The organism is Yersinia sp. 22-579, from assembly GCF_030433455.1.
GTDB classification, from domain to species: Bacteria; Pseudomonadota; Gammaproteobacteria; order Enterobacterales; family Enterobacteriaceae; genus Yersinia; species Yersinia enterocolitica.
The window spans coordinates 461306-484447 of record NZ_JAUJTZ010000001.1 but is presented as its reverse complement, the minus strand read 5'-3'; the positions used below and the strand labels follow the sequence as shown (position 1 = coordinate 484447).

Sequence of the window (23142 nt, the reverse complement as noted above, 5' to 3'; positions counted from 1 at the left end):
AATTTACCTCTATTTCTCGCCGTTCTTTTGTTTCAAATGGAACGAAAAACGCGACTGGAAATAGGATTTAAGGTGTTCTTCCATCGAATGAATTTTTTGGTCAATGGTGTTACACAGAAACTCATCGCTATTCATGGCGTCAACCCGCTGTAGCGCAATTAAATCAATTTCTTCTTTTTGCTTTTCGGTGAGTTCTAAGTGAGTTTGCTTATTAGTCATATATGCTATTCCTACGATGAAGAAAATTTGAACCAAGGAAGTAATTATAGCTCTATGAATATGTTAGTGAAAAATTTTCGACCTTTCTATTGAATCTGAGAGAGCGGTTGATAACAGGCTAAGTTGCCCAAGTAAGAGCAAGCTATCAAGGCAGTCGTGGTAGTGAGTGGCATGATATTGCTATATCATTGTGACCTTATTTTGATTGATAATGACTTGTCAATTTCAACTATTTGATCTTAAAAGAATATTATAATGCGCCCATCTCTTGTTCTTGCTAAAGGACGTGAAAAATCCTTACTTCGCCGCCATCCATGGATCTTCTCTGGGGCAGTGCTGCGCCTTGAAGGCAAACCCACTGCCGGTGAAACCATCGATATTCTTGATAGCCAGGGAAAATGGCTGGCTCGTGCGGCCTACTCACCTGAGTCACAAATTGTGGCCCGAGTCTGGACGTTCCAACAAGATGAAGTTATCGACAGCGAATTCTTTGTTCGCCGTCTACAGCAGGCGCAAAGTTGGCGCGATTGGTTGGCACAACGTGATGGCTTAAATGGCTACCGTCTTATTGCCGGTGAATCCGACGGCTTGCCGGGTATTACCATTGACCGTTTCCAAAACTTCCTGGTGTTGCAATTGCTCTCGGCAGGTGCTGAACATCAGCGTGCAGCGCTGGTCAGTGCATTACAACAGTGCTATCCAGAATGCTCAATTTATGATCGCTCTGATGTTTCAGTGCGTAAAAAAGAAGGTCTGGAACTGACCCAAGGCACTGTTTGGGGCGAGATGCCTCCGGCACTATTACCTATCACTGAGCACGGTATGAAATTGCTGGTAGATATTCAGCATGGTCATAAGACAGGTTTTTATTTAGACCAGCGAGATAGCCGCCTAGCGGCGCGTAATTATGCCGATGGCCGTCGCGTTCTGAACTGCTTCTCGTATACCGGAGCCTTTGCCGTGGCAGCGCTGATGGGGAATTGCCAACAAGTTATCAGTGTTGATACTTCACAATCCGTGTTGGATATCGCCAAACAAAATATTGAGCTAAATCAGCTAGATCTAAGTAAAGCCGAATTTATTCGTGATGATGTATTCCAATTGCTGCGCAACTATCGCGCGCAAGGAGAAAAGTTTGACATGATCATCATGGATCCACCGAAATTTGTGGAAAATAAAAACCAACTGGCTAGTGCTTGTCGCGGCTATAAAGATATCAATATGTTAGCGATACAGCTGTTACGCCCAGGCGGCATCTTATTAAGTTTCTCTTGTTCTGGTTTGATGCCTACAGATTTATTCCAGAAAATTTTAGCCGATGCTGCGTTAGATGCAGGTCATGATATACAATTTATAGAGCAGTTCCGTCAGGCAGCGGATCACCCGGTTATCGCGACATACCCTGAAGGTTTGTATCTGAAAGGATTTGCGTGTCGGATAATGTGACTTGAAATGCCCTGCGTTGTCCTCATATATAAAGCAGCGTAATAGTTTCCCAGGAGGTTATCATGATCGCGAGCAAATTCGGTATCGGGCAGCAGGTTCGCCACCGCCTCCACGGCTACTTAGGTGTAGTAATTGATATCGATCCTGAATACTCTCTTGAGCCACCAGCACCAGATGAGGTGGCAAACAATGATACGTTGCGTTCGTCACCTTGGTATCACGTGGTGATTGAAGATGATGAAGGGCAACCGGTACATACTTATCTGGCAGAGGCACAGCTGACTTATGAAGATATGGATGCCCATCCTGAGCAACCTTCATTAGATGAACTGGCAGCCTCTATCCGTCATCAGCTACAGGCTCCGCGTCTGCGCAACTAGACGTTAAAATTTCTTGATAAAACCCGGCACTGATTGCCGGGTTTTTTATAGGGGAAATTCAAGGCTATTGATGCCAAAAATATTACTCTTTCTCTAATCCCAATCGCGGAATTTCAATTTTAGGGCAGCGATCCATAACAACCTTTAACCCGGCATCTGCGGCTAATGTTGCAGCCAGCTCATTGATAACACCGATTTGCAGCCACAACACCTTGGCTCCGATAGCAATAGCTTCCTGCGCAACACCATATGCCGCGTCAGCATTGCGAAATACATCTACCATATCAATAGGATAAGGAATATCGGCTAATTCAGCATAAACCTGCTGACCCAATAACGTTTTTCCAGCCAGTTTAGGGCTGACGGGTGTGACCTGATATCCCTGCTCTAACAGATAATTCATCACGCCGTAGCTTGGCCGCGCGGGGTTATCGCTGGCCCCCACTAAAGCAATTGTCTTTACCTGTTGGAGAATGTCAGCAATGTCTTTATCGTGCATGTTTCAGTTCCTCTGATGCGCTAAAAGAATACTCCAATCCATTTGCATCCGGATGGATTTACCAATATTAGGTGACATCTCAGTGTATATCATTCAGAAAACTGCGGATAAATGCTCCCTAATTGATTTGGTTTAATAGTTATAGCAGTAATAGCTGTTAGATTGGCTCTTTTATCTTTAGAATTCATTAAGATAACGACGACATATTTATACCGAATGTTTCAGAAAGTAAATAAATATGGGCAACCGGAAAGACTTTGACACATAATCTAGCGTGTCTGACAATGTAAGTGGATATCACCCTCAGGAGTAGCACATGAAATTTGGTCTGGTGGTCGCAGGGATTTTGGCCGTTTGCTGTAGTACATCAGCTATAGCCACGACCTTAAAACTCGCTCCGGAAATTGACCTGTTGGTGGTCGATGGCAAAAATATGTCAGGTTCTTTACTCAAAGGGGCTGATAGCCTGGAGCTAAATAGCGGTCAGCATCAAATTCTATTCAAAGTTGCCAAACCTCTCCCAACGGATCCCAAAGTCTTGTATTCATCCCCACCATTAGTGGTGGTGTTCAACACCCGCAATGTCCGGTCAGTGGCGATAAAACTACCCGTAATCGAGACCGAGCGAGATGGTAACAAGTTTTCTAAAAACCCGTCATATCAGCTAATTGGCGATAATGGGCGGCCATTATCGGTACGCCACGATGTATTACATCAGGATAATCTTAATACTGCGACAACGCTTGAAACAGCTATGGCAACTTATAACGTCGGGCAATTCGGTGCTTCGGTTCCCTCTTTTGCTACTATCCCCCCCTCGCCAGTGAGCGCAGTTCCGGGCACCACGATTGCAGTTGCAGGAACCAACTCCCCACAAAAAACCACCAATTTGCAGGGTGAAAATGTGGCAGAACAGATGCTGCAATATTGGTTCTTGCAAGCCGACGCAGACACACAGCAACGCTTCTTATTATGGGCTAAAAAGCAGCCACTGAAGTAACCAAATAAGCTCAAGCTCGTTCTTAAACATCAGGTTATGCTTGTTTCCTCGCATTTCTTTGCGTTACTGCTATGAACTAAAACACCATTTCAGTAATCTGTCTGCAAACCGCTGGCACTCATACCCTAAATAATTTGAGTTGCAGGAAGGCAGCCAACGCCCATGCAGCTTGAACTATGACGGGTACATTGAAGGAAAAGTTGATGGAACTCACCACCCGCACCATTGCGGCACGCAAGCATATTGCCCTGGTTTCTCATGACCATTGCAAAAAATCTCTGCTCGAATGGGTCATGCAAAACAGAGACCTTTTGTCACAACACGAACTGTATGCGACTGGCACCACCGGAAACCTGGTACAGAAAGCAACAGGTATTGATGTTCACTGTTTACTCAGTGGCCCTATGGGTGGAGACCAAGAGGTGGGCGCGCTGATATCAGAGAAGAAAATTGATATCTTGATTTTCTTCTGGGACCCACTCAATGCCGTACCACATGACCCTGATGTCAAAGCCCTGCTACGTCTTGCCACAGTCTGGAATATTCCGGTTGCGACTAACCGCTCTACCGCCGACTTCTTAATTGACTCCGCCTTGTTTAGCGGCGAAGTGACTATTGCCATCCCGGATTATGAGCGTTACTTACAGCAACGCCTGAAATAATGATGAAACCCGGAGTGATAACATCTCCGGGTTTCATTTCTCACAAAAACGCCCCATATTGGCTAAGGTTTGCGTTGGATCGGCACCCCTAACTCACTAAGTTGATTAACAAAAACAGAAGGGTTAGCTGTATCTTGCAGCAACCAAACTTGATGTTTTGCTCGCGTCATGGCGACATAAAGTAAGCGCCGTTCTTCCGCATCAGGGAAATCCTCTGGGGGCGGTAGCAGAACATCTTCCAAAATTGACTCGCGCACCACAGCAGGGAAACCATCATTTCCCTCATGTAATCCAGCAATAATCACATAATCAGCCTGCTGCCCTTTACTGGCGTGGATCGTCATGAAATCAATGGTTAATTTCGGCCAGCGCGTGGTTGCTTTTTGCAAAATTTCGGGCCGTAAATGGTGATAACGAGCCAAAATAAGAATGCGCTCATCATCTTTGACAAAACCACTTAACTTATCCAACAGAGATTCAAGTTGTTCACTCGGCAAAATGACAACCGATTTTTTATTCCCCTGACTCAAGCTATTCAGCGGTTTCTTCAGTTGATAGGGATTCTGCTGAATAAACCGGTTAGCAATCTCACCAATCCTGTCATTAAATCGATAGGTAGTATCCAATGCACATTCTGCGCTTTCGCCAAAATTCTGGCTGAAAGCGGTGGTGAGAGAAAGTTCTGCTCCGCTGAAACGGTATATCGCCTGCCAGTCATCACCAACGGCAAACAGGCAGGTCTGCTTATTTTGTTTGCGTAAAGCACTCAGCAGCATGGCACGCTGTGGCGAAATATCCTGAAATTCATCAACCAGAATGTGTTTCCACGGGCTGACAAAACGCCCTTTTTCCAGCAAATTGACGGCTTGATGAATCAGCCCGGAGAAATCAACCGCGCCCTCTTCTTTTAGCGCTGTTTTCCATGCTTTCAATAACGGTGCCATTAGCCGTATACGTTTTTGGAAGAGAGCACGCACTTCTTCATCAGCCTGTTCAATCATTTCAGCCTGACTCCCCCCATGCATGCGCATCAAACCTAACCAGCGCTCAAGTCGCCCGGCTAGCCGGGCTGCGAGCCGCGAATCACGCCAAAATTCGCCATCATCAATATCCCATTCAAGTTCGTCGGTTAACCACTCGCGCCACCCTTTAGCTTGCGCCTTTTTCTCACTGCATTGCTGTTGCCAATGTTTGATAAGCAGTGAGCGCCTGGCCTGGCTGTCTGATTCCAGTTTGCTTATCACCGGAGTTTTACGGCTACCTTGCTGAATAATCTGCAACGCGAGCGCGTGGAAAGTTTTGGCTTGAATATCATCCACGCCAAGGCGTTGTTTGATGCGGCTGTCCATTTCATCCGCGGCCTGACGGCCAAAAGCGAGCAGTAAAATCTGCTCAGGCAGAGCTTCATTGCGCCGTAGTAGCCAACCCGCTCGAGCAACCAATACAGAAGTTTTGCCACTGCCAGCACCGGCCAACACTAATACCGAATCCTCACCGTTGACGACCGCCCTACTTTGCGACTCATTTAGCGGAGAACTTTCAACGCTCTGGAAGAAATCCTGATGCTCCTCTAGCATGCGATGAGTCCATTGCTGATTGCGGCGGTCAACACTTCGGTTACCCTGCTCCAGCCAGCGCAAGCAAAGCTCATAATCTGCGCGGCAAGAGTCAAAGTCGATTAAGCGCTGAACAGGCATCGGCAGTGAGGTAAAAGCCTCACGGATAGATGCTTGTAGCTGACTTAACTCGCTGCGTTTAAACCATTTATCCTGCTGCTCAATTCGCTTAATCAGTTCAACTTGTTTATGCAAAACGTCAACACACACCCGGCTCATCTCCTCACTCCATTGTTGCCAGATGCCCAGTAAATGATGATAGAAACGCTGAGTTTCTTGCCACTCGGTGCCATGTAAACGCACAACTTGCTGATTCGGAAGCTCAAATTCCATCTCGCCCCAAACAATACCGCGTTTACATTGAATGTTAACCAATTGGTTAAAAGGAATCAGGTATTGATGTTTATCACCGCATACTTCGATGCCCGCATTGAGCAAGCGTACCCGGTTATAGGGGTGCTGAGCCAAATGCTTGCCAAAAGATGTCGCTTTAAGTTCCATATCCGCGCGCCATAACTCGTATTAAGTGAATTGAAATAACATGATGGAGTGTAAATAAAATAATTGAGTTTAAACAACAGGTATCCGATAGTTAACAACGGAAACTAACCGGCGCCATACGTATAGAATAGATGGCACCTGTTATCACTCATCCGCATTGCGGTTTTTTTATTCAGCTAGGCAGATTAATCACTATGCGTACTGTACTGAATATTCTTAATTTTGTTTTAGGTGGTTTTTTCACCACATTGGGCTGGTTATTGGCAACTGTGGTCAGCGTCATCCTGATTTTCACCTTACCATTAACGCGCTCTTGCTGGGAGATAACCAAGTTATCATTTCTCCCTTATGGCAATGAGGCGATCCATGTCAATGAATTATACCCAGAAAAAAGTAATCCTCTGCTAACCGCGGGTGGTTCTTTGCTGAATATCGTTTGGTTTATTTTATTTGGTTGGTGGTTATGTTTATCACATATTGCAACCGGAATTGTGCAATGTATCACCATAATTGGGATTCCGGTCGGGATTGCCAATTTTAAGATTGCTGCCATCGCGTTATGGCCTGTGGGTCGCCGTGTCGTTTCTGTTGAAATGGCACAACAGGCAAGAATGGCCAATGCTCAACGCCAGTATCAGCAACGCTGAATTTTCTGTTTTTAGAGGTTTTTTGTGCTCACTTTCGTCACTGGTTTACGCCGTTATATCTACAATAGCAGCCTGCTTTATCATGTTCGTATATTTATCGCGCTGGTGGGTGTAACGGCGGTTCCGTGGTGGATTGATCAGCCAAAGCTGACAATCCCCTTAACACTGGGTGTCGTGGCAGCAGCATTAACTGATCTTGATGACCGCCTGGCTGGGCGGTTACGTAATCTATTCATTACGCTGATTTGTTTTTTTATCGCATCAGCCTCTATTGAGCTGTTATTTCCTTATCCTTGGTTTTTTGCCCTTGGCCTGACCTTTTCAACCTGTGGCTTTATTCTGTTGGGTGCCTTAGGCCAACGTTATGCCACCATCGCCTTTGGCGCATTATTAATTGCCATTTACACCATGTTGGGTACTTCCATGTACCATATTTGGTATCAGCAACCCCTGTTACTGATACTCGGTGCCGTTTGGTATAATGTTCTGACCCTATGTGGACATCTTATTTTCCCTATCCGACCGTTACAGGATAATCTGGCCCGTTGCTATCAACATCTGGCCCAATATCTTGAGGCAAAAGCTAATCTATTTGACCCTGATCTAGAATCTGATGTTAATCAACCACTTATAGATGTAGCAATGGCTAACGGTACATTAGTCTCGACATTGAACCAAGCCAAAACCTCACTTGTGACGCGGCTGAAAGGTGATCGCGGTCAGCGCGAAACCCGGCGCACCCTCCACTATTATTTTGTTGCGCAAGATATTCATGAACGCGCCAGTTCATCACATGTTCAATATCAAGTATTGCGGGAAAAATTTCGCTACAGCGACGTGTTATTCCGCTTTCAACGCCTGCTCAGCATGCAAGCCAGGGCCTGTATGAAGCTGTCGCAATCCATTCTGATGAGGCAAAAATATCAGCATGACCCCCGTTTCGAACGGGCGTTTACTTTTTTAGATGCTGCATTGGCCCGAGAGCTGGCACAGAATGAGAATGTAACGCAAGTTAAAGCACTGTCTCATTTGCTCAAAAACCTGCGCGCCATTGATGCCCAACTGGCTGGCATTGAATCAGAACAAGTATTAGCTGAAGGCCCACAACCTGAAAGTCGCTTATCCGACGATCGCCTCACCGGATGGAGTGATATCAAGCTGCGTATCAGCCGCCATCTGACCCCTCAATCCGCACTCTTCCGACATGCTGTGCGCATGTCCGTGGTGCTCTGCGTGGGCTATGCATTTATTCAACTTACTGGCATGCGTCATGGGTATTGGATCTTGCTGACCAGCCTTTTTGTCTGCCAGCCCAACTACAATGCGACGAGACGCCGCCTCGCGCTGCGCATTATTGGCACCTTGGCAGGTATCCTTATAGGGCTACCCATCCTTTATTTTGTGCCGTCTATTGAGGGTCAGTTAATCCTGATCGTCATTACTGGCGTACTCTTTTTTGCTTTCCGCAATGTTCAGTATGCTCATGCAACGATGTTCATTACTTTGTTGGTTTTGCTCTGTTTTAACTTACTCGGGGAAGGATTTGAGGTTGCCGCGCCGCGGGTGTTTGACACGCTACTTGGTTGCGCTATTGCCTGGGTCGCAGTGAGTTTTATCTGGCCTGACTGGAAATTCCGCCAACTTCCCGCCGTGGTTCACAGAACACTTAATGCAAATTGCCGTTATCTGGATGCTATTTTAGTGCAATATTATCAAGGCAAAGATAACAGCTTGCCCTACCGTGTTGCCCGGCGTGATGCACATAATTGCGATGCTGAATTGGCCTCTGTTATTTCAAATATGTCAGCGGAACCCAAGAACGACAAAGAGACTCAGGAAGCAGCATTTCGTTTACTTTGCCTCAACCACACTATGCTGAGTTATATTTCTGCATTAGGTGCTCACCGTGAAAAACTGACCAATACTGCCACGTTGAATTTACTCGATGATGCTATTTGTTATGTTGAAGGTGCTCTTGAACAAGAACAACCCGACAGTACAAAAATGACACAAGTATTAGCGGGCTTATTAACCCGGCTACAGAGCTGTAATCCTGAGCCGGAGAGCAAAGATCAACTGGTTTTACAACAAATTGGCTTATTGCTCGAATTATTACCTGAGCTTAGTGAACTTAATAAACGCATTGGTCAAGCTGACTAACGAAATCTCGGGCCAGTTTTCATCAATGGCCCTTCTCTATATTATTTCGTATTGCGCGACATCGGCCGGCTGAATGTGCATTTCAAACCATTCAATCAGCTCGCTACGCAACATTAACGGCAACACCGCACAGTGGTGACCACTTATCGCGCCAGCCAGAGCCAATAATACATTGACGCCTAATGTGCGCCGTAACGTGCGTAACTTCAGATAACAACGCTTAGCCCCCTCAAGCTTCAGCTCTGCCGCACTCTGAATACCGACTTTCCATAGTAGTCGTTCAAGGCTGGCACTGAGATTGGGTAAATCCTTCAAACGAACCGGGGGATTTTTTTTACTTAAAACTTCGGTTTTAGCCCCTTGATATGACTGTTTTGCAAAGTGGCGTAATGCAAGATCATCTTCCCACAATGCCGAGTCAACCCAATAATACCGCAGTGAAACAGGAAGACCGCGTTTAGCATAAACAAGATTAACCATCCCTCTGGTGCGGAATAAGTTTTCAACCAAATCATTCGCACGTAGATACAACTCCCCTTCCGAAACGACTGCAAACATAATGTTATTGGCTAACAAGCCATAACCACCAAATTGTGAGCGGACTGTGATTTGGCCCAAAAAATCAAAACGACACCGAGCCTGCATTATCTTGTTCTCTGATACTTTTTTCATCACTACTCCTTTAGTAAAAATCCGATCTAACGTCCCTTTTTAGTTGCAATAAGTGTAAGAGGAACAACTAATTAGAAAATACGCAATATGGATAACTGAGCCAAACACAAAATCAACTTTTGCGTATTTACATCGCAATAATGCGAAGCGTCTTGTAAAAATTTAGTTGATCTTCGAACAAACAGTGACTACTGTATATACATACAGGACACCACAGGCGAGGTTCATCATGCGTACTCAATCACTAAAACCTTATAATGCTAATTATCATTCTCTTATTACCCGTGACGCACAGGAAAGAGTTGATGCACCAACCGATAGTGGCCTTATCAGTGAACTTGTGTACAGTGAAAATCAGCCTGCGGTAGCACAATTACTGCTTCCCTTATTACAACAGCTCGGTAAACAGTCCCGGTGGCTCTTGTGGCTGACCCCAGAACAGAAATTGAGTCGTTTATGGTTACAGCAATCAGGTTTGCCAATGAGTAAAGTCGTTCAGGCGAGGCAGATCAATCCATTATCCACTGTTGATGCCATGGAAAAGGCGTTGTTGACGGGAAATTACAGTGTCGTTCTTGGATGGCTACCTGAATTGTCAGAAAATGACCGCATTAGATTGCGTATGGCAGCAAAGTTAGGAAATGCTTATGGGTTTGTTATGCGTCCTCTGAATGACACAAAACTCGATCAAGGACAGTGCGCAACGTTAAAAATTCATTCTTCTTTGTATCATTAAGTAAATTTAGGATTTATCCCATGAATTATTACAATATTTAGGGCTTACTCCTGCAAAATCAGCATAAAGCGAGTCAGAATGCGGCTTGCGGCGGAAAATAAGGTCTAGGAAATACTACATTTCACTGCTAAATCGTTAAAGATTATGCACTATTTCGCTTTTTTTTCAGCCGGTTTATCACATCACACTTGTAACTTTCTCGCCACGTTGTAGACTTTACATCGCCAAGGTTGCTCTAAAACGCCAAATTATACTGGCAGCGTGATTAACGGGAGCGTTAAAACCTTGACGAAGAATTTTAACCAAGGGCTTAGCTTTTAAAGCTCATTGCCTATTTGGATGATAACGAGGCGTAAAATGAAAAAGACAGCTATCGCATTAGCAGTGGCACTGGCTGGTTTCGCTACAGTAGCGCAAGCCGCACCGAAAGATAACACCTGGTACACCGGTGGTAAACTGGGCTGGTCTCAGTATCAAAATACTGGCACTGGCGGTATCTATGGCGACCAAGGCAATGACGGTCCAACTCATAAAGACCAATTAGGTGCTGGTGCGTTCTTGGGTTACCAAGCAAACCAATACCTGGGCTTTGAAATGGGATACGACTGGCTTGGCCGTATGCCTTACAAAGGCGACGTTCGTAACGGCGACTTTAAAGCACAAGGCGTTCAACTGGCTGCAAAACTGAGCTACCCAATTGCTCAGGATCTGGACCTGTACACCCGTTTAGGTGGTATGGTTTGGCGTGCAGACTCAAGCGCGTTTGACGCAGCTACTGGCGACCGTCAAAACAACCATGATACCGGTGTTTCTCCATTGGTAGCATTGGGTGCTGAATACGCATGGACCAAAAACTGGGCAACCCGTATGGAATACCAATGGGTTAGCAACATCGGTGATAAAGCTACCGTTGGTGCTCGTCCAGACAACGGCATGCTGAGCGTAGGTGTTTCTTACCGTTTCGGTCAGGAAGATGCAGTAGCTCCAATTGCTCCAGCTCCAGCGCCAGCTCCAGTTGTTGATACCAAGCGTTTCACACTGAAATCTGACGTGCTGTTTGCTTTCAACAAAGCAACGTTGAAACCAGAAGGCCAGCAAGCTCTGGACCAACTGTACGCACAACTGAGCTCTATCGATCCTAAAGACGGTTCTGTAGTGGTTCTGGGCTTCGCTGACCGTATCGGTCAACCAGCTCCTAACTTAGCTCTGTCTCAGCGTCGTGCTGACAGCGTGCGTGATTACCTGGTTTCTAAAGGTATCCCTGCTGACAAAATCACCGCTCGCGGTGAAGGCCAAGCTAACCCAGTTACAGGCAACACCTGTGACAACGTGAAACCACGTGCTGCTCTGATTGAGTGCCTGGCACCAGATCGTCGCGTAGAGATCGAAGTTAAAGGCTACAAAGAAGTTGTAACTCAGCCACAGGCTTAAGTTTACTGCTTCCGTAAAAAACCCCGCATTGCGGGGTTTTTTTTATCGTGAAATTAAGAAAATCGAATCAAATCACATTTTCTTAATTTCACTATTTCTGCCGTGTTGATATCGATTCATACCCGTGCAACTCAAACATCTTTACCCAGAATATCTTGTAAGTCCTGCTTCAACGACGACATCTGATTCTGATACTTCTCTTTACGTTCCGCATCTTCAATTAACTGAACAACTGTCTCTGACAGTGTATTACCTCGACGCCTTGCCAAGGCGGCTAAACGCTGCCACACCAGAAACTCCAGATCGATTGATTTCTTGCGAGTATGTTGATGTTCCGCATTAAAATGGCGCTTACGTCTGGCCCGTATAGTCTGCTTCATCCGGGTAGCCAGCTGCATATTCATATGCGTATCAATCCACTCCAACACCTTCACGGGTTCACTTTCCAACTTCATCAGTTGCTCGACAGCATCCTGAGCCGCACTGTTTTCTATATGACGAGTAATGGCTTCACCTTCACGGTGTTTTTTAACCAAATACGCCCATTTCCAACCGCTTTCCAGATTTTCCAGTTGCTGATATTTCATCGTGAGCTCTTTAGTGACCGCGTAACTTAAGTTAAGCATAACAGTTTTACGCAGAATTTCACCCTACTAAAAGTGCATGCTTAGTTTGTTTTTTGTACGGAATACTGTCGATATCTTACTCCTTGCCCCCAACTGCTACTCTACGTATATGAAGTCTGGTTTATTCTTGTATAATCGCTCTTTCCCTTTTTGACGATTGCATCTATCACTTTGACCAATAACAGACTTGAATGGCAGTCACTGCTGCCGAACACAACGCCATATGAAGCGTTATTTGCTACTGCCTCCCAGTTGGAGCCTGTTTCTTTCGCTGCGATTCAACCCCGGCTTGAAAATGGAATGACACTATTTTGTCATCCACAATCACTGCCGCGTTTTATGTTGATCAAAGCACAGGAAAGTACTGAGTATCTGGCACTGATCGCTCAAGCTATTAAAGAGCTTCAGCCTGAGGCCTCAGCCTTGTTTGGCGGAGACTACCTTGTGCATGGGCACCAGGTCAGCTGGCAACCTGCTCAACGCGGTGATGAGCCATTTGCGGCGATTTCGCGCTGCCTCTATCAGGAATGGGTAGAACCAGAACAGCTGTTTGGCTGTGTTAGATGGCATAAAGATCAAATAACTCTCCAGCCCGGCTTGGTTCATCAAGCTAATGGCGGTGTATTGATCCTGTCGGTACGATCATTACAGGCTCAGCCATTGATGTGGCTACGCCTGAAGCAAATGATAGTTCAGCAACGCTTCGACTGGTTGTCACCTGACGAAACTCGTCCTTTACCGGTGCATATTCCCTCAATGCCATTGGATCTGCGTTTGATTCTGATCGGCGATCGTCTTGGCTTGGGTGATTTCCATGATATGGAACCTGAGCTTGGCGAATTGGCTATTTACGGTGAATTCGAAGTTGAACTGCCGCTAGTCGATATTGATGGTATGACGTTGTGGTGCGGCTATATCAATACGCTGTTACAGCAAAAGCAGTTACCTTCGTTATCCGCCGATGCCTGGCCGGTGCTATTCCGTCAGGCGGTGCGTTACAGCGGCGACCAAGGGAGCCTGCCATTATGCCCGCAATGGCTCACTCGCCAGTTAGCTGAAGCTGCACTTTATGCCGAAGAAGACACGATTACCGCCAATGCGCTTGAAGTCGCACTGAATGCCCGCGACTGGCGTAATAGCTATCTTGCTGAACGGATGCAAGATGAAATTGAGTTAGGACAAATTCTGGTTGAGACCGAAGGCCAGGTTGTCGGCCAAATTAATGGCCTGTCCGTATTGGAATATCCGGGGCACCCTTATGCTTTCGGTGAACCCGCACGTATCAGCTGCGTTGTTCATTTAGGCGATGGCGAATTTGTTGACGTAGAGCGTAAAGCTGAATTAGGCGGTAATATTCATGCTAAAGGCATGATGATTATGCAAGCGTTCCTGATTTCAGAACTGGAACTTGATCAGCCACTGCCTTTCTCAGCCTCCATTGTTTTTGAGCAATCCTATGGAGAGGTTGATGGCGACAGTGCATCACTGGCAGAGCTTTGTGCACTAGTCAGTGCCCTATCGCAACAGCCTATCAATCAACAAATCGCCGTGACAGGTTCAGTTGACCAATTTGGCAACGTACAACCTATCGGTGGTGTAAATGAAAAGATTGAAGGCTTCTTCGAAGCTTGCCAACGTCGTGGGCTTACAGGCAGTCAGGGCGTTATTTTACCGGCCACGAATGTCCGTCATTTATGCTTGAATCAGGCGGTGATTGAGGCGGTACAGCAAGGTCAGTTCCATTTGTGGGCTGTAGATACAGTCGCTGAAGCATTACCTTTGCTTACGGGTATGGCTTATGCCGATGAGCAACAACCTAGCTTATTAGGTATAATTCAAGAGCGAATCTCACAAGTAAATCCGCAGGACAGACGCCGTTGGCCTTGGCCATTACGCTGGCTCAACTGGTTCAACCAGGGCTGATCGGACTTGCTCAGCGTACAGCTGTACGCTATTCTGCGCACTTCATCAAAATAAGGCTTACTGAGAACATGGTAGATAAACGCGAATCCTATACAAAAGAAGACCTTGAAGCATCAGGCCGTGGCGAACTGTTTGGCGCTGGCGGGCCACCATTGCCAGCAGGCAATATGTTAATGATGGACCGTGTCGTTAAAATGACAGAAGACGGCGGTACCTATGGCAAAGGTTATGTGGAAGCGGAACTGGATATTAATCCGGATCTATGGTTCTTCGGTTGCCACTTTATCGGCGACCCGGTAATGCCTGGCTGCCTGGGCCTTGATGCCATGTGGCAGTTAGTTGGTTTCTATCTTGGCTGGTTGGGTGGCGAAGGCAAAGGCCGCGCACTCGGCGTCGGTGAAGTTAAATTCACCGGGCAAGTTCTGCCAGATGCTAAGAAAGTGACATACCGTATTAATTTTAAACGCATTATTATGCGTAAATTGATTATGGGTGTAGCTGATGGTGAAGTGCTGGTAGATGGAAAAGTGATTTATACCGCCACCGACTTAAAAGTAGGCCTGTTTAAAGACACCAACGCCTTCTAATATTTAGACCCGTTTTCCCGTGCAGGGGCGGTTACCCCCTGCACATTAACTATGATGCTAATGAACTACGATGCCAATGGCTTTTTTTTTAACATTAGTTACTACAATAAATGTAGTGACTAAATGATATTTAGTTTTGGCACAGCTCGCTCTGCCCACAAAAATCATCCGAGGAGTGGTATGCAAAGAACTCGCCTGCAAGATATGCCCTGCCCGGTGGCCCGTTCTCTTGAACGGGTAGGAGAATGGTGGAGCATACTGATTATCCGTGATGCCTTTCAAGGGCTCACGCGGTTTGATGAATTTCAGCAAAGTTTGCAGCTTTCTCCCACCATCCTCACCCGCCGACTCAAATATTTAGTGGAAAGCGGTATCCTGGAGAAGCAGCTCTATCATGCTCGCCCCGTCCGCTATGAATACCTATTGACGGAGCGCGGCAATGATTTCTTCCCAGTAATTGCAGCCCTGTTTCACTGGGGTAATCAACATTTTGCGCCAGACGGCCCCGCAGTCATACTCACCGATCGCCGTACCGGTACTCCGGTCGATCCAATTTTGCTGAGCAATACCACTCAGCAACCTATTCGCGCAGAGGATGTCACCATCGCGGCAGGCTCGGTCAGGAGCGATATAATTAATAAACGGTTGGCATTGATGCATGAGAAAAATGTAGCCAATGTCAGGCATTCCCCCCATTCAATTGAGTCTTCAAAGGAAAAATAATGAACATGCGTCGTGTAGTAATTACAGGAATGGGTGTGGTTTCCCCATTAGGCTGCGGTATCGATATGGTGTGGCAACGCCTGCTAGCAGGACAATCGGGTATCCGTGTTCTGCCAGATGAAATTGTCGGTGATTTGCCAGCAAAAATTGGAGGACAAGTGCCAACACTCGCAGCAGATCCAGAAGCAGGCTTCGATCCAAATAAAGCTGTTGCGCCAAAAGATCAAAAGAAAATGGATCGCTTTATTGAATTTGCCATGGCCGCAGCAGATGAAGCCATTGCCCATGCTGGCTGGCAAGCCGATAATACCGAGAAACAAGAGCGCACTGCGACCATTATTGGCTCTGGTATTGGTGGTTTCCCATCGATTGCAAATGCGGTACGTACCACGGATAGCCGTGGGCCAAAACGGCTGTCACCTTTTACCGTCCCCTCATTTTTGGTGAATCTGGCCGCGGGTCACGTTTCCATTAAACATCATTTCAAAGGGCCGATTGGCGCGCCGGTGACGGCTTGTGCGGCCGGTGTTCAAGCTATCGGGGATGCAGTTCGTCTTATCCGCAATGATGAAGCTGATATTGCACTGTGTGGCGGCGCTGAAGCTGCAATCGATAAAGTCAGCCTGGCTGGCTTTGCGGCCGCGCGTGCATTATCAACCGTTTCTAATGATGCTCCTGAAAAAGCGTCTCGCCCCTTCGACAGTGCCCGTGATGGCTTTGTGATGGGTGAAGGTGCTGGTTTACTGGTGATTGAAGAACTGGAACATGCTTTGGCGCGTGGCGCAAAACCCTTAGCCGAGATTGTCGGCTACGGTACCAGTGCCGATGCATATCATATGACCTCCGGTGCCGAAGACGGTGATGGAGCATACCGTGCTATGAAGATTGCGCTACGCCAGGCCGGTATTACACCCGCACAGGTTCAGCATCTCAATGCTCATGCGACCTCAACGCCAGTAGGTGATCTCGGCGAAATTAATGCCATTAAACACTTGTTTGGCGAAGGTGATACCTTAGCAGTCACATCGACTAAGTCAGCGACTGGTCACTTGTTGGGGGCTGCTGGCGGATTAGAAACGATTTTCACCGTGCTGGCATTGCGAGATCAAATCGTACCTGCAACATTGAATCTGGAAAACCTGGACCCAGCCGCCACCGGGCTGAATGTAATAGCAGGTAAAGCACAGCCTCATGAAATGACTTATGCACTTTCAAATGGTTTTGGTTTTGGTGGGGTGAATGCGAGTATCTTACTAAAACGTTGGGTTGAATAAAGTAACCAATAACCTCCGCATAAAGCGGAGGTTATCCCTTAGTCTGACAGAGAGCCGCTTAAGCGGTCACAGCCCTGTCCTCCATGGCTTGTCGCCAACCTCCTAACCAATGCGATCTGGCGTCTAAAGCTTGATAGGGGCAAATTTCCCTTGAACGCCCTGAAATACCTGCTTGATAACCACGTGACAACGCTCTTTCCAAGCGATCTCTTTTCTGTCTCTTCATGCCTCGTTTCCCTCATCTTTCGGTCTGGTGGAAAGAAAACAGTGACTACTTTATGTTCAGTCACAGTTAAGTGATAGACCTTAGGAAACAGAAAAGCAATGCGCAAAATTCACGCCAATGTCATATTTGTGAGCTATGCCCGCTGAATTTGCTAAGTGATTGATTTGGGGTGAATGGCATTAACTAATTGATATATAATAAAAATCCTCTTTCACAATAAATTTATAATTATCGATGAAAGAGGATTAGACAGATTTGGAACAAAATATGACTTAAATCACCGTAACTGGGCAGCTATCGACTTGGCCTCTTGCTGCCAACCCTCAGCCAGAGTACGAATCAGTGCATCATAACCATCTTCGCCCTGTTTAAGCTCTAAATCGAACGGCTGTTTAATCAGTTGCCCCTGACGTTTGAGTATCCAAACACCACGGATGATGGCGCGCCCATCATAGCGGCCATGGAACCCGGTGACAGTGACATTCAGGACATCCTGATCGCTATCGAGTGGTTGTGAGGAGACCAGCCAGCCCGGTAGCGCATTGCTCAGATTAGTGACCAAGGTTTGCTGCAACTGTTGATCCAATGGGCTTGCCCAGAGGTTGTTGCTGGCAATCACGTATTGCACATCGTTGGTTTGATATACCACACCGGCCGCCGCCAGATAATCCGCTACGCCAACATGCTCAACCCACAGTTGCCTTGATGCAACACTACTCGTCGCGCCAGCAGGCGCACTGAGAGCTGGCAACTGATAGTACGTTTTGCTGGGTGTGCTGCTGCAAGCACTGAGTAATAGCGCTGCGATAACTGCCATCCATTTCATCATTTTTTGGCCTTCTTAGGCTGAGGATCCTGACTTCCTGCCGCTTCAAATACCAGCGCGTTGCTCTTTTCATTCAGCGTCCGCAACACCGGCTGTAATTCACGCAACACCTGATCTAACCGCTGCATATCACCCACCATTTTATTGTAGGCCGGTGAACCAGGTTGGAAACCTTTCATACTACGATTCAATTCATTCAAGGTTTTTTGCAGATCTTTCGGTAAATCCTGCATTGCCGGGCTGGCAGTGAGTGCCGTCAGTGATTCCAGCGTTTTCTGGGTTTCACGCATGGTTTTCTGACTTTCAACCAGTGTTTTGGTGACTTCTGTGACCATTGGATCCAGCGGCAGATTATTAATCTTATCCAGTGTTTGCATCACTTTTTGCTGAATCTGCGCTAAACCACCGCTGACGGTTGGCAGCAAAGGATAGCCCGCCACTTCCACTGGCCCTTTCCACGGTTTGGCATCTGGGTAAAAATCCAGATCGACAAACAGTGCGCCGGTCAACAAGTTGCCTGATTTCAGCGAGGCACGTAGACCGCGTTCTTTGGCCGTTTTCAGTATTTTTTCAAAATTAGCATCTGGGCCTAAGTCCTCGCGGAAGCGGCCAGGCTCAATACGAATTAGCACCGGAATTCGGAAGTCATTATCAACGCGCTGTCTCATTCCTTCAGCGAAGAAAGGCACATCCCCGACAGTCCCGATACGAATTCCGCGGAATTCAACCGGTGCTCCAGCTTGTAAGCCACGTACGGAGTCGGAGAAGAACAGCAAGAAATCTTCATGTTCGGTATACAGCGAATTTTGAATACTGCTGCGGTTATCAAACAGCTTGAACTCAGCTTTAGACTCGGTAATTTGCTTGCCCGGATCTAAGCCGTCTGGTACATCAAAGCTGACGCCGCCACTGAATAAAGTCGCCAGAGAGGCCATTTCGACGCGCATCCCTTGCGAGGAGAGATCTACCGCCACCCCACTGTCTTTCCAGAAACGCACATTACTGGTGACCAGACTGTCATAAGGCGCGCCAATGAATAGCTGATAACGCATCAGGCGTGATTTCGCATCAAAAGCACTGGTTTCCACTGAGCCTACACGATAGCCACGGAACAACACCGGATCGCCAGCATTCAGCTGCCCGGCTTGCTCGCTGTCAAGTATGATGCGCAGCCCTTTGGCATCCGGTGAGGCAAGGGGCGGGGAATCCAATAATGCGAACTCATTTAATGGCTTACCTTTACCACCAGGTTGCAGTTCAATGTAAGCCCCTGATAGCAAAGTTCCCAAGCCGGAAACACCTTCACGGCCAATCTGCGGCTTGACCACCCAGAAAACGGTATCGCTGTGTAGCAAGGTATTCATGCCGGAATTCAACCGCGCCTTCACAATAACATGGTTGAGATCTTCACTTAACGTGACCTGCTCAACGATGCCAACATCAACACTGCGGCTCTTTATTTTGGTTTTACCCGCTTCAATGCCTTCAGCGTTCAAAGTGGTCATAACCACCTGCGGCCCCTGATGGCTAAAGTGATAAAACAGTATCCATGCGCCAATCAGCGCAGTGACAATCGGGATGATCCACACCGGGGACCAGCGCTTGATTTTTTCAATTTCTGCCACACCCTGGCTGGGATTATTGTCCGTCACCTTGCGGCTCCTTTTGGGTTGTTTCACTTATCCGATCCCAGGTTAAACGCGGATCGAAGGTTAATGCAGCAAACATGGTCAGGATAACCACCATGGCAAATAGCAGGGCACCAATCGCCGGATAGATACTCATCAGTTGCCCAATACGTACCAATGACGACAGCACCGCGATAACAAAAACATCAATCATTGACCAGCGGCCAACAAACTCCACTATTTCATAAATAAAATGCATCCGTTCAGTATCGGTATTACCTTTGCCTTTTGCATCCCAACATAACCAACCTATCGCTAGCATTTTTAATGATGGCACCATAATACTGGCAATAAAAATCACCATTGCCACCGGATAAGAGCCTTCACTCCACAAGAAAATCACCCCAGCCATGATGGTGGAGTTCATCTGATTCCCCAAACTTTCAGTAATCATAATGGGCATCAGGTTGGCTGGGATATATAACATGATTGACGTGACTAATAGTGCCATTGTCCACTGGAGGCTATTGCGCCGACGGATATAGCCATGAGTATGGCAACGAGGGCATTCCACCAGGTCCTGTGGCAAAATGGCCGTACAGCACGCGCAAGAGCGCAGTCCCTGGCGCAAACCGGTTCGGCCTGCAATCAATGGATGAGGTAACGCGGGTGCGGGGGCAATATCCTGCCACATCCAATGGCGGTCGACACATTGAAAAGCACGCACCTGCAATAAACAGAATAAGCAATAAGGGACAAAACTGCTGCCAATGCCGATTTCGCCGTAAGCCATCAGCTTAACAAAACTAACCAGCACACCGGCGAGGAAAATCTCGACCATGCACCAGGTCTTGAATTGGAAAAGTGCTTTTGCTATCAGTGCCTTCCAGCGGTGCGGCATACGCACTCGCAGACAAAGTAAAATAATGGCTACCATGCAGAAAGCTGGAATCAGCTGAACCAAAACCATAAATAACGTTGCCATGCTGGCATAGTCATCTGCCACCATCACTTTGGGTATTTGGATCAGGGTAATTTCGCTGGTAATCCCTGCCACGCGCATATTGACGAAGGGGAACATATTAGCCAGCAACAGCATAAAGAGTGCGCTGATAGCATAACCAACCGGGCGCTTACGTGGTTCGTCCCACCGCGCGGTCAGTGTGGTTTTACAGCGCGGACATACCGCTTTGGTGCCATAAGGCAAGGAGGGTAAGGCCACTGACATATCGCACTGCCGGCACAGGATAACGTTCCCTGACTGCCCTGTGTGCTCGCCGTGCTCAGGCTGAATTACAGAACACAATATCGAATCCCTCACGGCTGCCCCCCTTTTATATAAAGGGGATTGAACACCGTTCTATCAAGTAACTTACTATAACAATAGACATAATATCATCATAAAGTAGGATATCGCGTCACCTGACAGAACAGTGCAAATACGTTTTAGCCGTTTTTCTGAGCTTCCAGCTCTTCCCAACGACTAAACGCCACTTCTAATGCTTGTTCAGCATCGGCTAATGCTTTCAAAACCTGTTGTGTTTCTTCGTGTGGACGGGAGAAGAAATCAGCATGGCTAACCTCAGCCTGTAACTTACTGATTTCATGTTCCAGTTTTTCTAATTGCTGTGGTAACTGATCCAACTCACGTTGCAAGTTATAGCTCAGCTTGCCAGGGCGTTTGGCCGCTGGAGCAGTGCTTTTAACCGGCGCAGCCGCTTTGGTTTCTTCAACTTTTGCTGCCACCTGACGAATAGGTTTCGCCTCGGCGCGCTGCTGATGAGCATCATAATAGCCGCCGACGAAGCTGCTAATTTGACCATTGCCTTCAAAGATCCAGCACTCTGTTACTGAGTTATCAACGAATTGACGGTCATGGCTAACCAACAATACGGTGCCCTGATAGCTATCAACCATTTCTTCCAACAGTTCCAGTGTTTCCACATCCAGATCGTTGGTCGGTTCATCGAGGATCAGCAAGTTACTTGGCTTAAGGAATAATTTAGCCAATAACAGACGGTTACGCTCACCACCAGATAACGCTTTTACCGGGGTCATAGCGCGTTTCGGGTGGAACAAGAAGTCTTGCAGGTAGCCCAGAACATGGCGTGAACGGCCATTGACCATCACTTCCTGCTTACCTTCAGCCAGGTTATCCATCACCGTGCGCTCTGGATCAAGTTCTGCACGATGCTGGTCAAAATAGGCCACTTCCAGTTTGGTGCCGCAATGGACTTTACCGCTATCGGCTTTAAGCTGACCGAGCATCAGTTTCAGCAAGGTGGTTTTACCGCAACCATTCGGCCCCACTAGCGCAATTTTGTCACCGCGCTGTACTTGAGCAGTGAAATCTTTCACCAAAACTTTGCCACCGACCTGATAATTAACATTTTCCAGGTCGAAGACAATTTTGCCTGAACGCACGGTTTCTTCCACTTGCATCTTGGCCGTACCCATCACTTCACGGCGCTGTGAACGCTCCATACGCAGTGCTTTCAGGGCGCGAACACGGCCCTCATTACGGGTGCGTCGTGCTTTGATACCTTGGCGGATCCACACTTCTTCTTGCGCCAGTTTGCGGTCAAATTCAGCGTTTTGCAGTTCTTCGACCCGCAGCGCTTCTTCTTTGCTGGCAAGATACAGTTCGTAATTACCTGGCCATGACACCAATTTACCGCGGTCCAGATCGACAATGCGTGTTGCCATCGCGCGAATAAAGGAACGGTCATGAGAAATAAAGACAATGCTGCCCTGGAATTCTTTCAGGAACCCTTCCAGCCAGTTAATGGTTTCAATATCTAAATGGTTGGTCGGTTCATCCAGTAACAGCACTTTTGGCGAGCTAACCAGTGCGCGACCTAATGCCGCTTTACGCAACCAGCCGCCCGACAGCGAGGAAAGCTCGGCATCTGCATTCAGACCCAACTGTTTCAGCACTTCCTGAATGCGGCTATCTAATTGCCATAAACCCTGGTGATCCAAAATCTCCTGCAATGCCGCCAGCCGATTGAGGTTTTTTTCGCTCGGATCAAGTTCAACCTGATGCAGCGTGGCATGGTAAGCCTTCAAATGCTCGGCTTGTTCCTGAACACCTTCTGCAACAAAGTCAAACACCGTACCGGCCACATTACGCGGTGGATCTTGTTGCAAACGCGCGACAATTAAATCCTGCTCATAAATGAGCCGACCATCATCCAAAGGCACTTCTTTGCTCAGAATTTTCAGCAAGGTGGATTTGCCCGCGCCATTGCGGCCCACCAGACAAACACGTTCGTTTGCCTCAATATGCAATTCAGTATTATCTAATAAAGGTGCATCGCTGAACGACAGCCAGGCACCGGACATGCTAATTAACGACAT

General features: G+C 47.2%; 22 protein-coding genes. 12 read left to right on the top strand and 10 right to left on the bottom strand.

Features of this window, described 5'->3' with window-relative positions:
• Positions 1-9 precede the first annotated feature (9 nt).
• Positions 10-219 (bottom strand): hypothetical protein, encoded by a 210-nt coding sequence (locus tag QSV56_RS02200; RefSeq protein WP_019079839.1) that lies wholly within the window; start codon positions 217-219, stop codon positions 10-12.
• A 255-nt stretch (positions 220-474) separates the two neighbouring features.
• Here QSV56_RS02200 and rlmI point away from each other — a divergent pair, with 255 nt between their 5' ends.
• Both rlmI and hspQ read left to right on the top strand, forming a co-directional pair.
• Positions 475-1665 carry a 23S rRNA (cytosine(1962)-C(5))-methyltransferase RlmI gene (gene rlmI, locus QSV56_RS02195; protein ID WP_301210517.1) on the top strand — a complete coding sequence of 397 codons (1191 nt, stop codon included), beginning with the start codon at positions 475-477 and terminating at the stop codon, positions 1663-1665.
• A 62-nt stretch (positions 1666-1727) separates the two neighbouring features.
• The gene (gene hspQ / locus QSV56_RS02190) at positions 1728-2045 is read left to right on the top strand and encodes a heat shock protein HspQ (RefSeq protein ID WP_050321595.1); all 318 of its coding nucleotides are present in this window, start codon (positions 1728-1730) and stop codon (positions 2043-2045) included.
• Between the two features lie 82 nt (positions 2046-2127).
• On the opposite strand, the gene QSV56_RS02185 is transcribed toward hspQ, so the two are convergent.
• A complete protein-coding gene (locus tag QSV56_RS02185; protein WP_019079841.1) occupies positions 2128-2544 on the bottom strand; it encodes a CoA-binding protein in 417 nt (138 codons plus the stop codon).
• A 316-nt stretch (positions 2545-2860) separates the two neighbouring features.
• On the opposite strand from QSV56_RS02185, the gene QSV56_RS02180 reads away from it, so the two are divergent.
• Both QSV56_RS02180 and QSV56_RS02175 read left to right on the top strand, forming a co-directional pair.
• A complete protein-coding gene (locus QSV56_RS02180) occupies positions 2861-3544 on the top strand; it encodes a DUF2057 family protein (protein ID WP_019079842.1) in 684 nt (227 codons plus the stop codon).
• Between the two features lie 203 nt (positions 3545-3747).
• Positions 3748-4206: a methylglyoxal synthase gene (locus QSV56_RS02175; RefSeq protein ID WP_019079843.1), complete on the top strand. Its 459-nt coding sequence runs from the start codon at positions 3748-3750 to the stop codon at positions 4204-4206.
• 62 nt (positions 4207-4268) lie between these two features.
• Here QSV56_RS02175 and helD read toward each other — a convergent pair whose 3' ends face one another.
• On the bottom strand, positions 4269-6323 hold the full coding sequence (helD, locus tag QSV56_RS02170) for a DNA helicase IV (protein ID WP_050162175.1): 2055 nt from the start codon (positions 6321-6323) through the stop codon (positions 4269-4271).
• Positions 6324-6517: 194 nt separating this feature from the next.
• On the opposite strand from helD, the gene QSV56_RS02165 reads away from it, so the two are divergent.
• Both QSV56_RS02165 and yccS read left to right on the top strand, forming a co-directional pair.
• A complete protein-coding gene (locus tag QSV56_RS02165; RefSeq protein ID WP_005170867.1) occupies positions 6518-6970 on the top strand; it encodes a YccF domain-containing protein in 453 nt (150 codons plus the stop codon).
• 24 nt (positions 6971-6994) lie between these two features.
• Positions 6995-9130 carry a YccS family putative transporter gene (gene yccS, locus QSV56_RS02160; protein WP_050321592.1) on the top strand — a complete coding sequence of 712 codons (2136 nt, stop codon included), beginning with the start codon at positions 6995-6997 and terminating at the stop codon, positions 9128-9130.
• 36 nt (positions 9131-9166) lie between these two features.
• On the opposite strand, the gene QSV56_RS02155 is transcribed toward yccS, so the two are convergent.
• The gene (locus QSV56_RS02155) at positions 9167-9802 is read right to left on the bottom strand and encodes a TfoX/Sxy family DNA transformation protein (RefSeq protein ID WP_050157401.1); all 636 of its coding nucleotides are present in this window, start codon (positions 9800-9802) and stop codon (positions 9167-9169) included.
• A 229-nt stretch (positions 9803-10031) separates the two neighbouring features.
• On the opposite strand from QSV56_RS02155, the gene sulA reads away from it, so the two are divergent.
• Both sulA and ompA read left to right on the top strand, forming a co-directional pair.
• The gene (gene sulA, locus QSV56_RS02150; protein WP_019083435.1) at positions 10032-10538 is read left to right on the top strand and encodes an SOS-induced cell division inhibitor SulA; all 507 of its coding nucleotides are present in this window, start codon (positions 10032-10034) and stop codon (positions 10536-10538) included.
• Between the two features lie 357 nt (positions 10539-10895).
• Complete coding sequence (ompA, locus tag QSV56_RS02145; protein WP_019079848.1) at positions 10896-11969, top strand: porin OmpA; 1074 nt, start codon at positions 10896-10898, stop codon at positions 11967-11969.
• A gap of 131 nt (positions 11970-12100) precedes the next feature.
• Here the strand turns inward: ompA and matP are convergent, their stop codons facing one another.
• Complete coding sequence (gene matP, locus QSV56_RS02140; protein WP_005170880.1) at positions 12101-12556, bottom strand: macrodomain Ter protein MatP; 456 nt, start codon at positions 12554-12556, stop codon at positions 12101-12103.
• A 210-nt stretch (positions 12557-12766) separates the two neighbouring features.
• On the opposite strand from matP, the gene QSV56_RS02135 reads away from it, so the two are divergent.
• The 4 genes from QSV56_RS02135 (at position 12767) to fabF (ending at position 17102) form a co-directional block, all read left to right on the top strand.
• Positions 12767-14518 carry a Lon protease family protein gene (locus tag QSV56_RS02135; protein ID WP_032900735.1) on the top strand — a complete coding sequence of 584 codons (1752 nt, stop codon included), beginning with the start codon at positions 12767-12769 and terminating at the stop codon, positions 14516-14518.
• Between the two features lie 68 nt (positions 14519-14586).
• On the top strand, positions 14587-15105 hold the full coding sequence (gene fabA, locus QSV56_RS02130; RefSeq protein WP_005160035.1) for a bifunctional 3-hydroxydecanoyl-ACP dehydratase/trans-2-decenoyl-ACP isomerase: 519 nt from the start codon (positions 14587-14589) through the stop codon (positions 15103-15105).
• A 180-nt stretch (positions 15106-15285) separates the two neighbouring features.
• Entirely contained in the window at positions 15286-15828 is a 543-nt protein-coding gene (locus QSV56_RS02125; RefSeq protein WP_301210504.1) for a helix-turn-helix domain-containing protein, read from the top strand.
• Entirely contained in the window at positions 15828-17102 is a 1275-nt protein-coding gene (fabF, locus tag QSV56_RS02120; protein ID WP_301210502.1) for a beta-ketoacyl-ACP synthase II, read from the top strand. The genes QSV56_RS02125 and fabF overlap by 1 nt, the downstream gene beginning before the upstream one ends.
• A gap of 58 nt (positions 17103-17160) precedes the next feature.
• Here the strand turns inward: fabF and rmf are convergent, their stop codons facing one another.
• The 5 genes from rmf to QSV56_RS02095 form a co-directional block, all read right to left on the bottom strand.
• A complete protein-coding gene (gene rmf / locus QSV56_RS02115) occupies positions 17161-17328 on the bottom strand; it encodes a ribosome modulation factor (protein ID WP_005170911.1) in 168 nt (55 codons plus the stop codon).
• 277 nt (positions 17329-17605) lie between these two features.
• Complete coding sequence (gene pqiC, locus QSV56_RS02110; RefSeq protein WP_005170914.1) at positions 17606-18157, bottom strand: membrane integrity-associated transporter subunit PqiC; 552 nt, start codon at positions 18155-18157, stop codon at positions 17606-17608.
• Positions 18154-19806: an intermembrane transport protein PqiB gene (gene pqiB / locus QSV56_RS02105; RefSeq protein ID WP_046694865.1), complete on the bottom strand. Its 1653-nt coding sequence runs from the start codon at positions 19804-19806 to the stop codon at positions 18154-18156. Before pqiB ends, pqiC begins: the two co-directional genes overlap by 4 nt.
• Positions 19793-21088: a membrane integrity-associated transporter subunit PqiA gene (gene pqiA / locus QSV56_RS02100; RefSeq protein ID WP_026017889.1), complete on the bottom strand. Its 1296-nt coding sequence runs from the start codon at positions 21086-21088 to the stop codon at positions 19793-19795. Before pqiA ends, pqiB begins: the two co-directional genes overlap by 14 nt.
• A 140-nt stretch (positions 21089-21228) precedes the next feature.
• Entirely contained in the window at positions 21229-23142 is a 1914-nt protein-coding gene (locus tag QSV56_RS02095; RefSeq protein WP_019083438.1) for an ABC transporter ATP-binding protein, read from the bottom strand.

Coding starts and splice junctions, on each gene's coding strand:
- pqiC (WP_005170914.1), bottom strand. CDS start 18,157: ATGATGAAATGGATGGCAGTTATCGCAGCGCTATTACTCAGTGCTTGC.
- rlmI (WP_301210517.1), top strand. CDS start 475: ATGCGCCCATCTCTTGTTCTTGCTAAAGGACGTGAAAAATCCTTACTT.
- fabF (WP_301210502.1), top strand. CDS start 15,828: ATGAACATGCGTCGTGTAGTAATTACAGGAATGGGTGTGGTTTCCCCA.
- ompA (WP_019079848.1), top strand. CDS start 10,896: ATGAAAAAGACAGCTATCGCATTAGCAGTGGCACTGGCTGGTTTCGCT.
- QSV56_RS02200 (WP_019079839.1), bottom strand. CDS start 219: ATGACTAATAAGCAAACTCACTTAGAACTCACCGAAAAGCAAAAAGAA.
- rmf (WP_005170911.1), bottom strand. CDS start 17,328: ATGAAGAGACAGAAAAGAGATCGCTTGGAAAGAGCGTTGTCACGTGGT.
- QSV56_RS02185 (WP_019079841.1), bottom strand. CDS start 2,544: ATGCACGATAAAGACATTGCTGACATTCTCCAACAGGTAAAGACAATT.
- fabA (WP_005160035.1), top strand. CDS start 14,587: ATGGTAGATAAACGCGAATCCTATACAAAAGAAGACCTTGAAGCATCA.
- QSV56_RS02125 (WP_301210504.1), top strand. CDS start 15,286: ATGCAAAGAACTCGCCTGCAAGATATGCCCTGCCCGGTGGCCCGTTCT.
- hspQ (WP_050321595.1), top strand. CDS start 1,728: ATGATCGCGAGCAAATTCGGTATCGGGCAGCAGGTTCGCCACCGCCTC.
- helD (WP_050162175.1), bottom strand. CDS start 6,323: ATGGAACTTAAAGCGACATCTTTTGGCAAGCATTTGGCTCAGCACCCC.
- QSV56_RS02095 (WP_019083438.1), bottom strand. CDS start 23,142: ATGTCGTTAATTAGCATGTCCGGTGCCTGGCTGTCGTTCAGCGATGCA.
- QSV56_RS02165 (WP_005170867.1), top strand. CDS start 6,518: ATGCGTACTGTACTGAATATTCTTAATTTTGTTTTAGGTGGTTTTTTC.
- sulA (WP_019083435.1), top strand. CDS start 10,032: ATGCGTACTCAATCACTAAAACCTTATAATGCTAATTATCATTCTCTT.
- QSV56_RS02180 (WP_019079842.1), top strand. CDS start 2,861: ATGAAATTTGGTCTGGTGGTCGCAGGGATTTTGGCCGTTTGCTGTAGT.
- QSV56_RS02175 (WP_019079843.1), top strand. CDS start 3,748: ATGGAACTCACCACCCGCACCATTGCGGCACGCAAGCATATTGCCCTG.
- QSV56_RS02155 (WP_050157401.1), bottom strand. CDS start 9,802: ATGAAAAAAGTATCAGAGAACAAGATAATGCAGGCTCGGTGTCGTTTT.
- matP (WP_005170880.1), bottom strand. CDS start 12,556: ATGAAATATCAGCAACTGGAAAATCTGGAAAGCGGTTGGAAATGGGCG.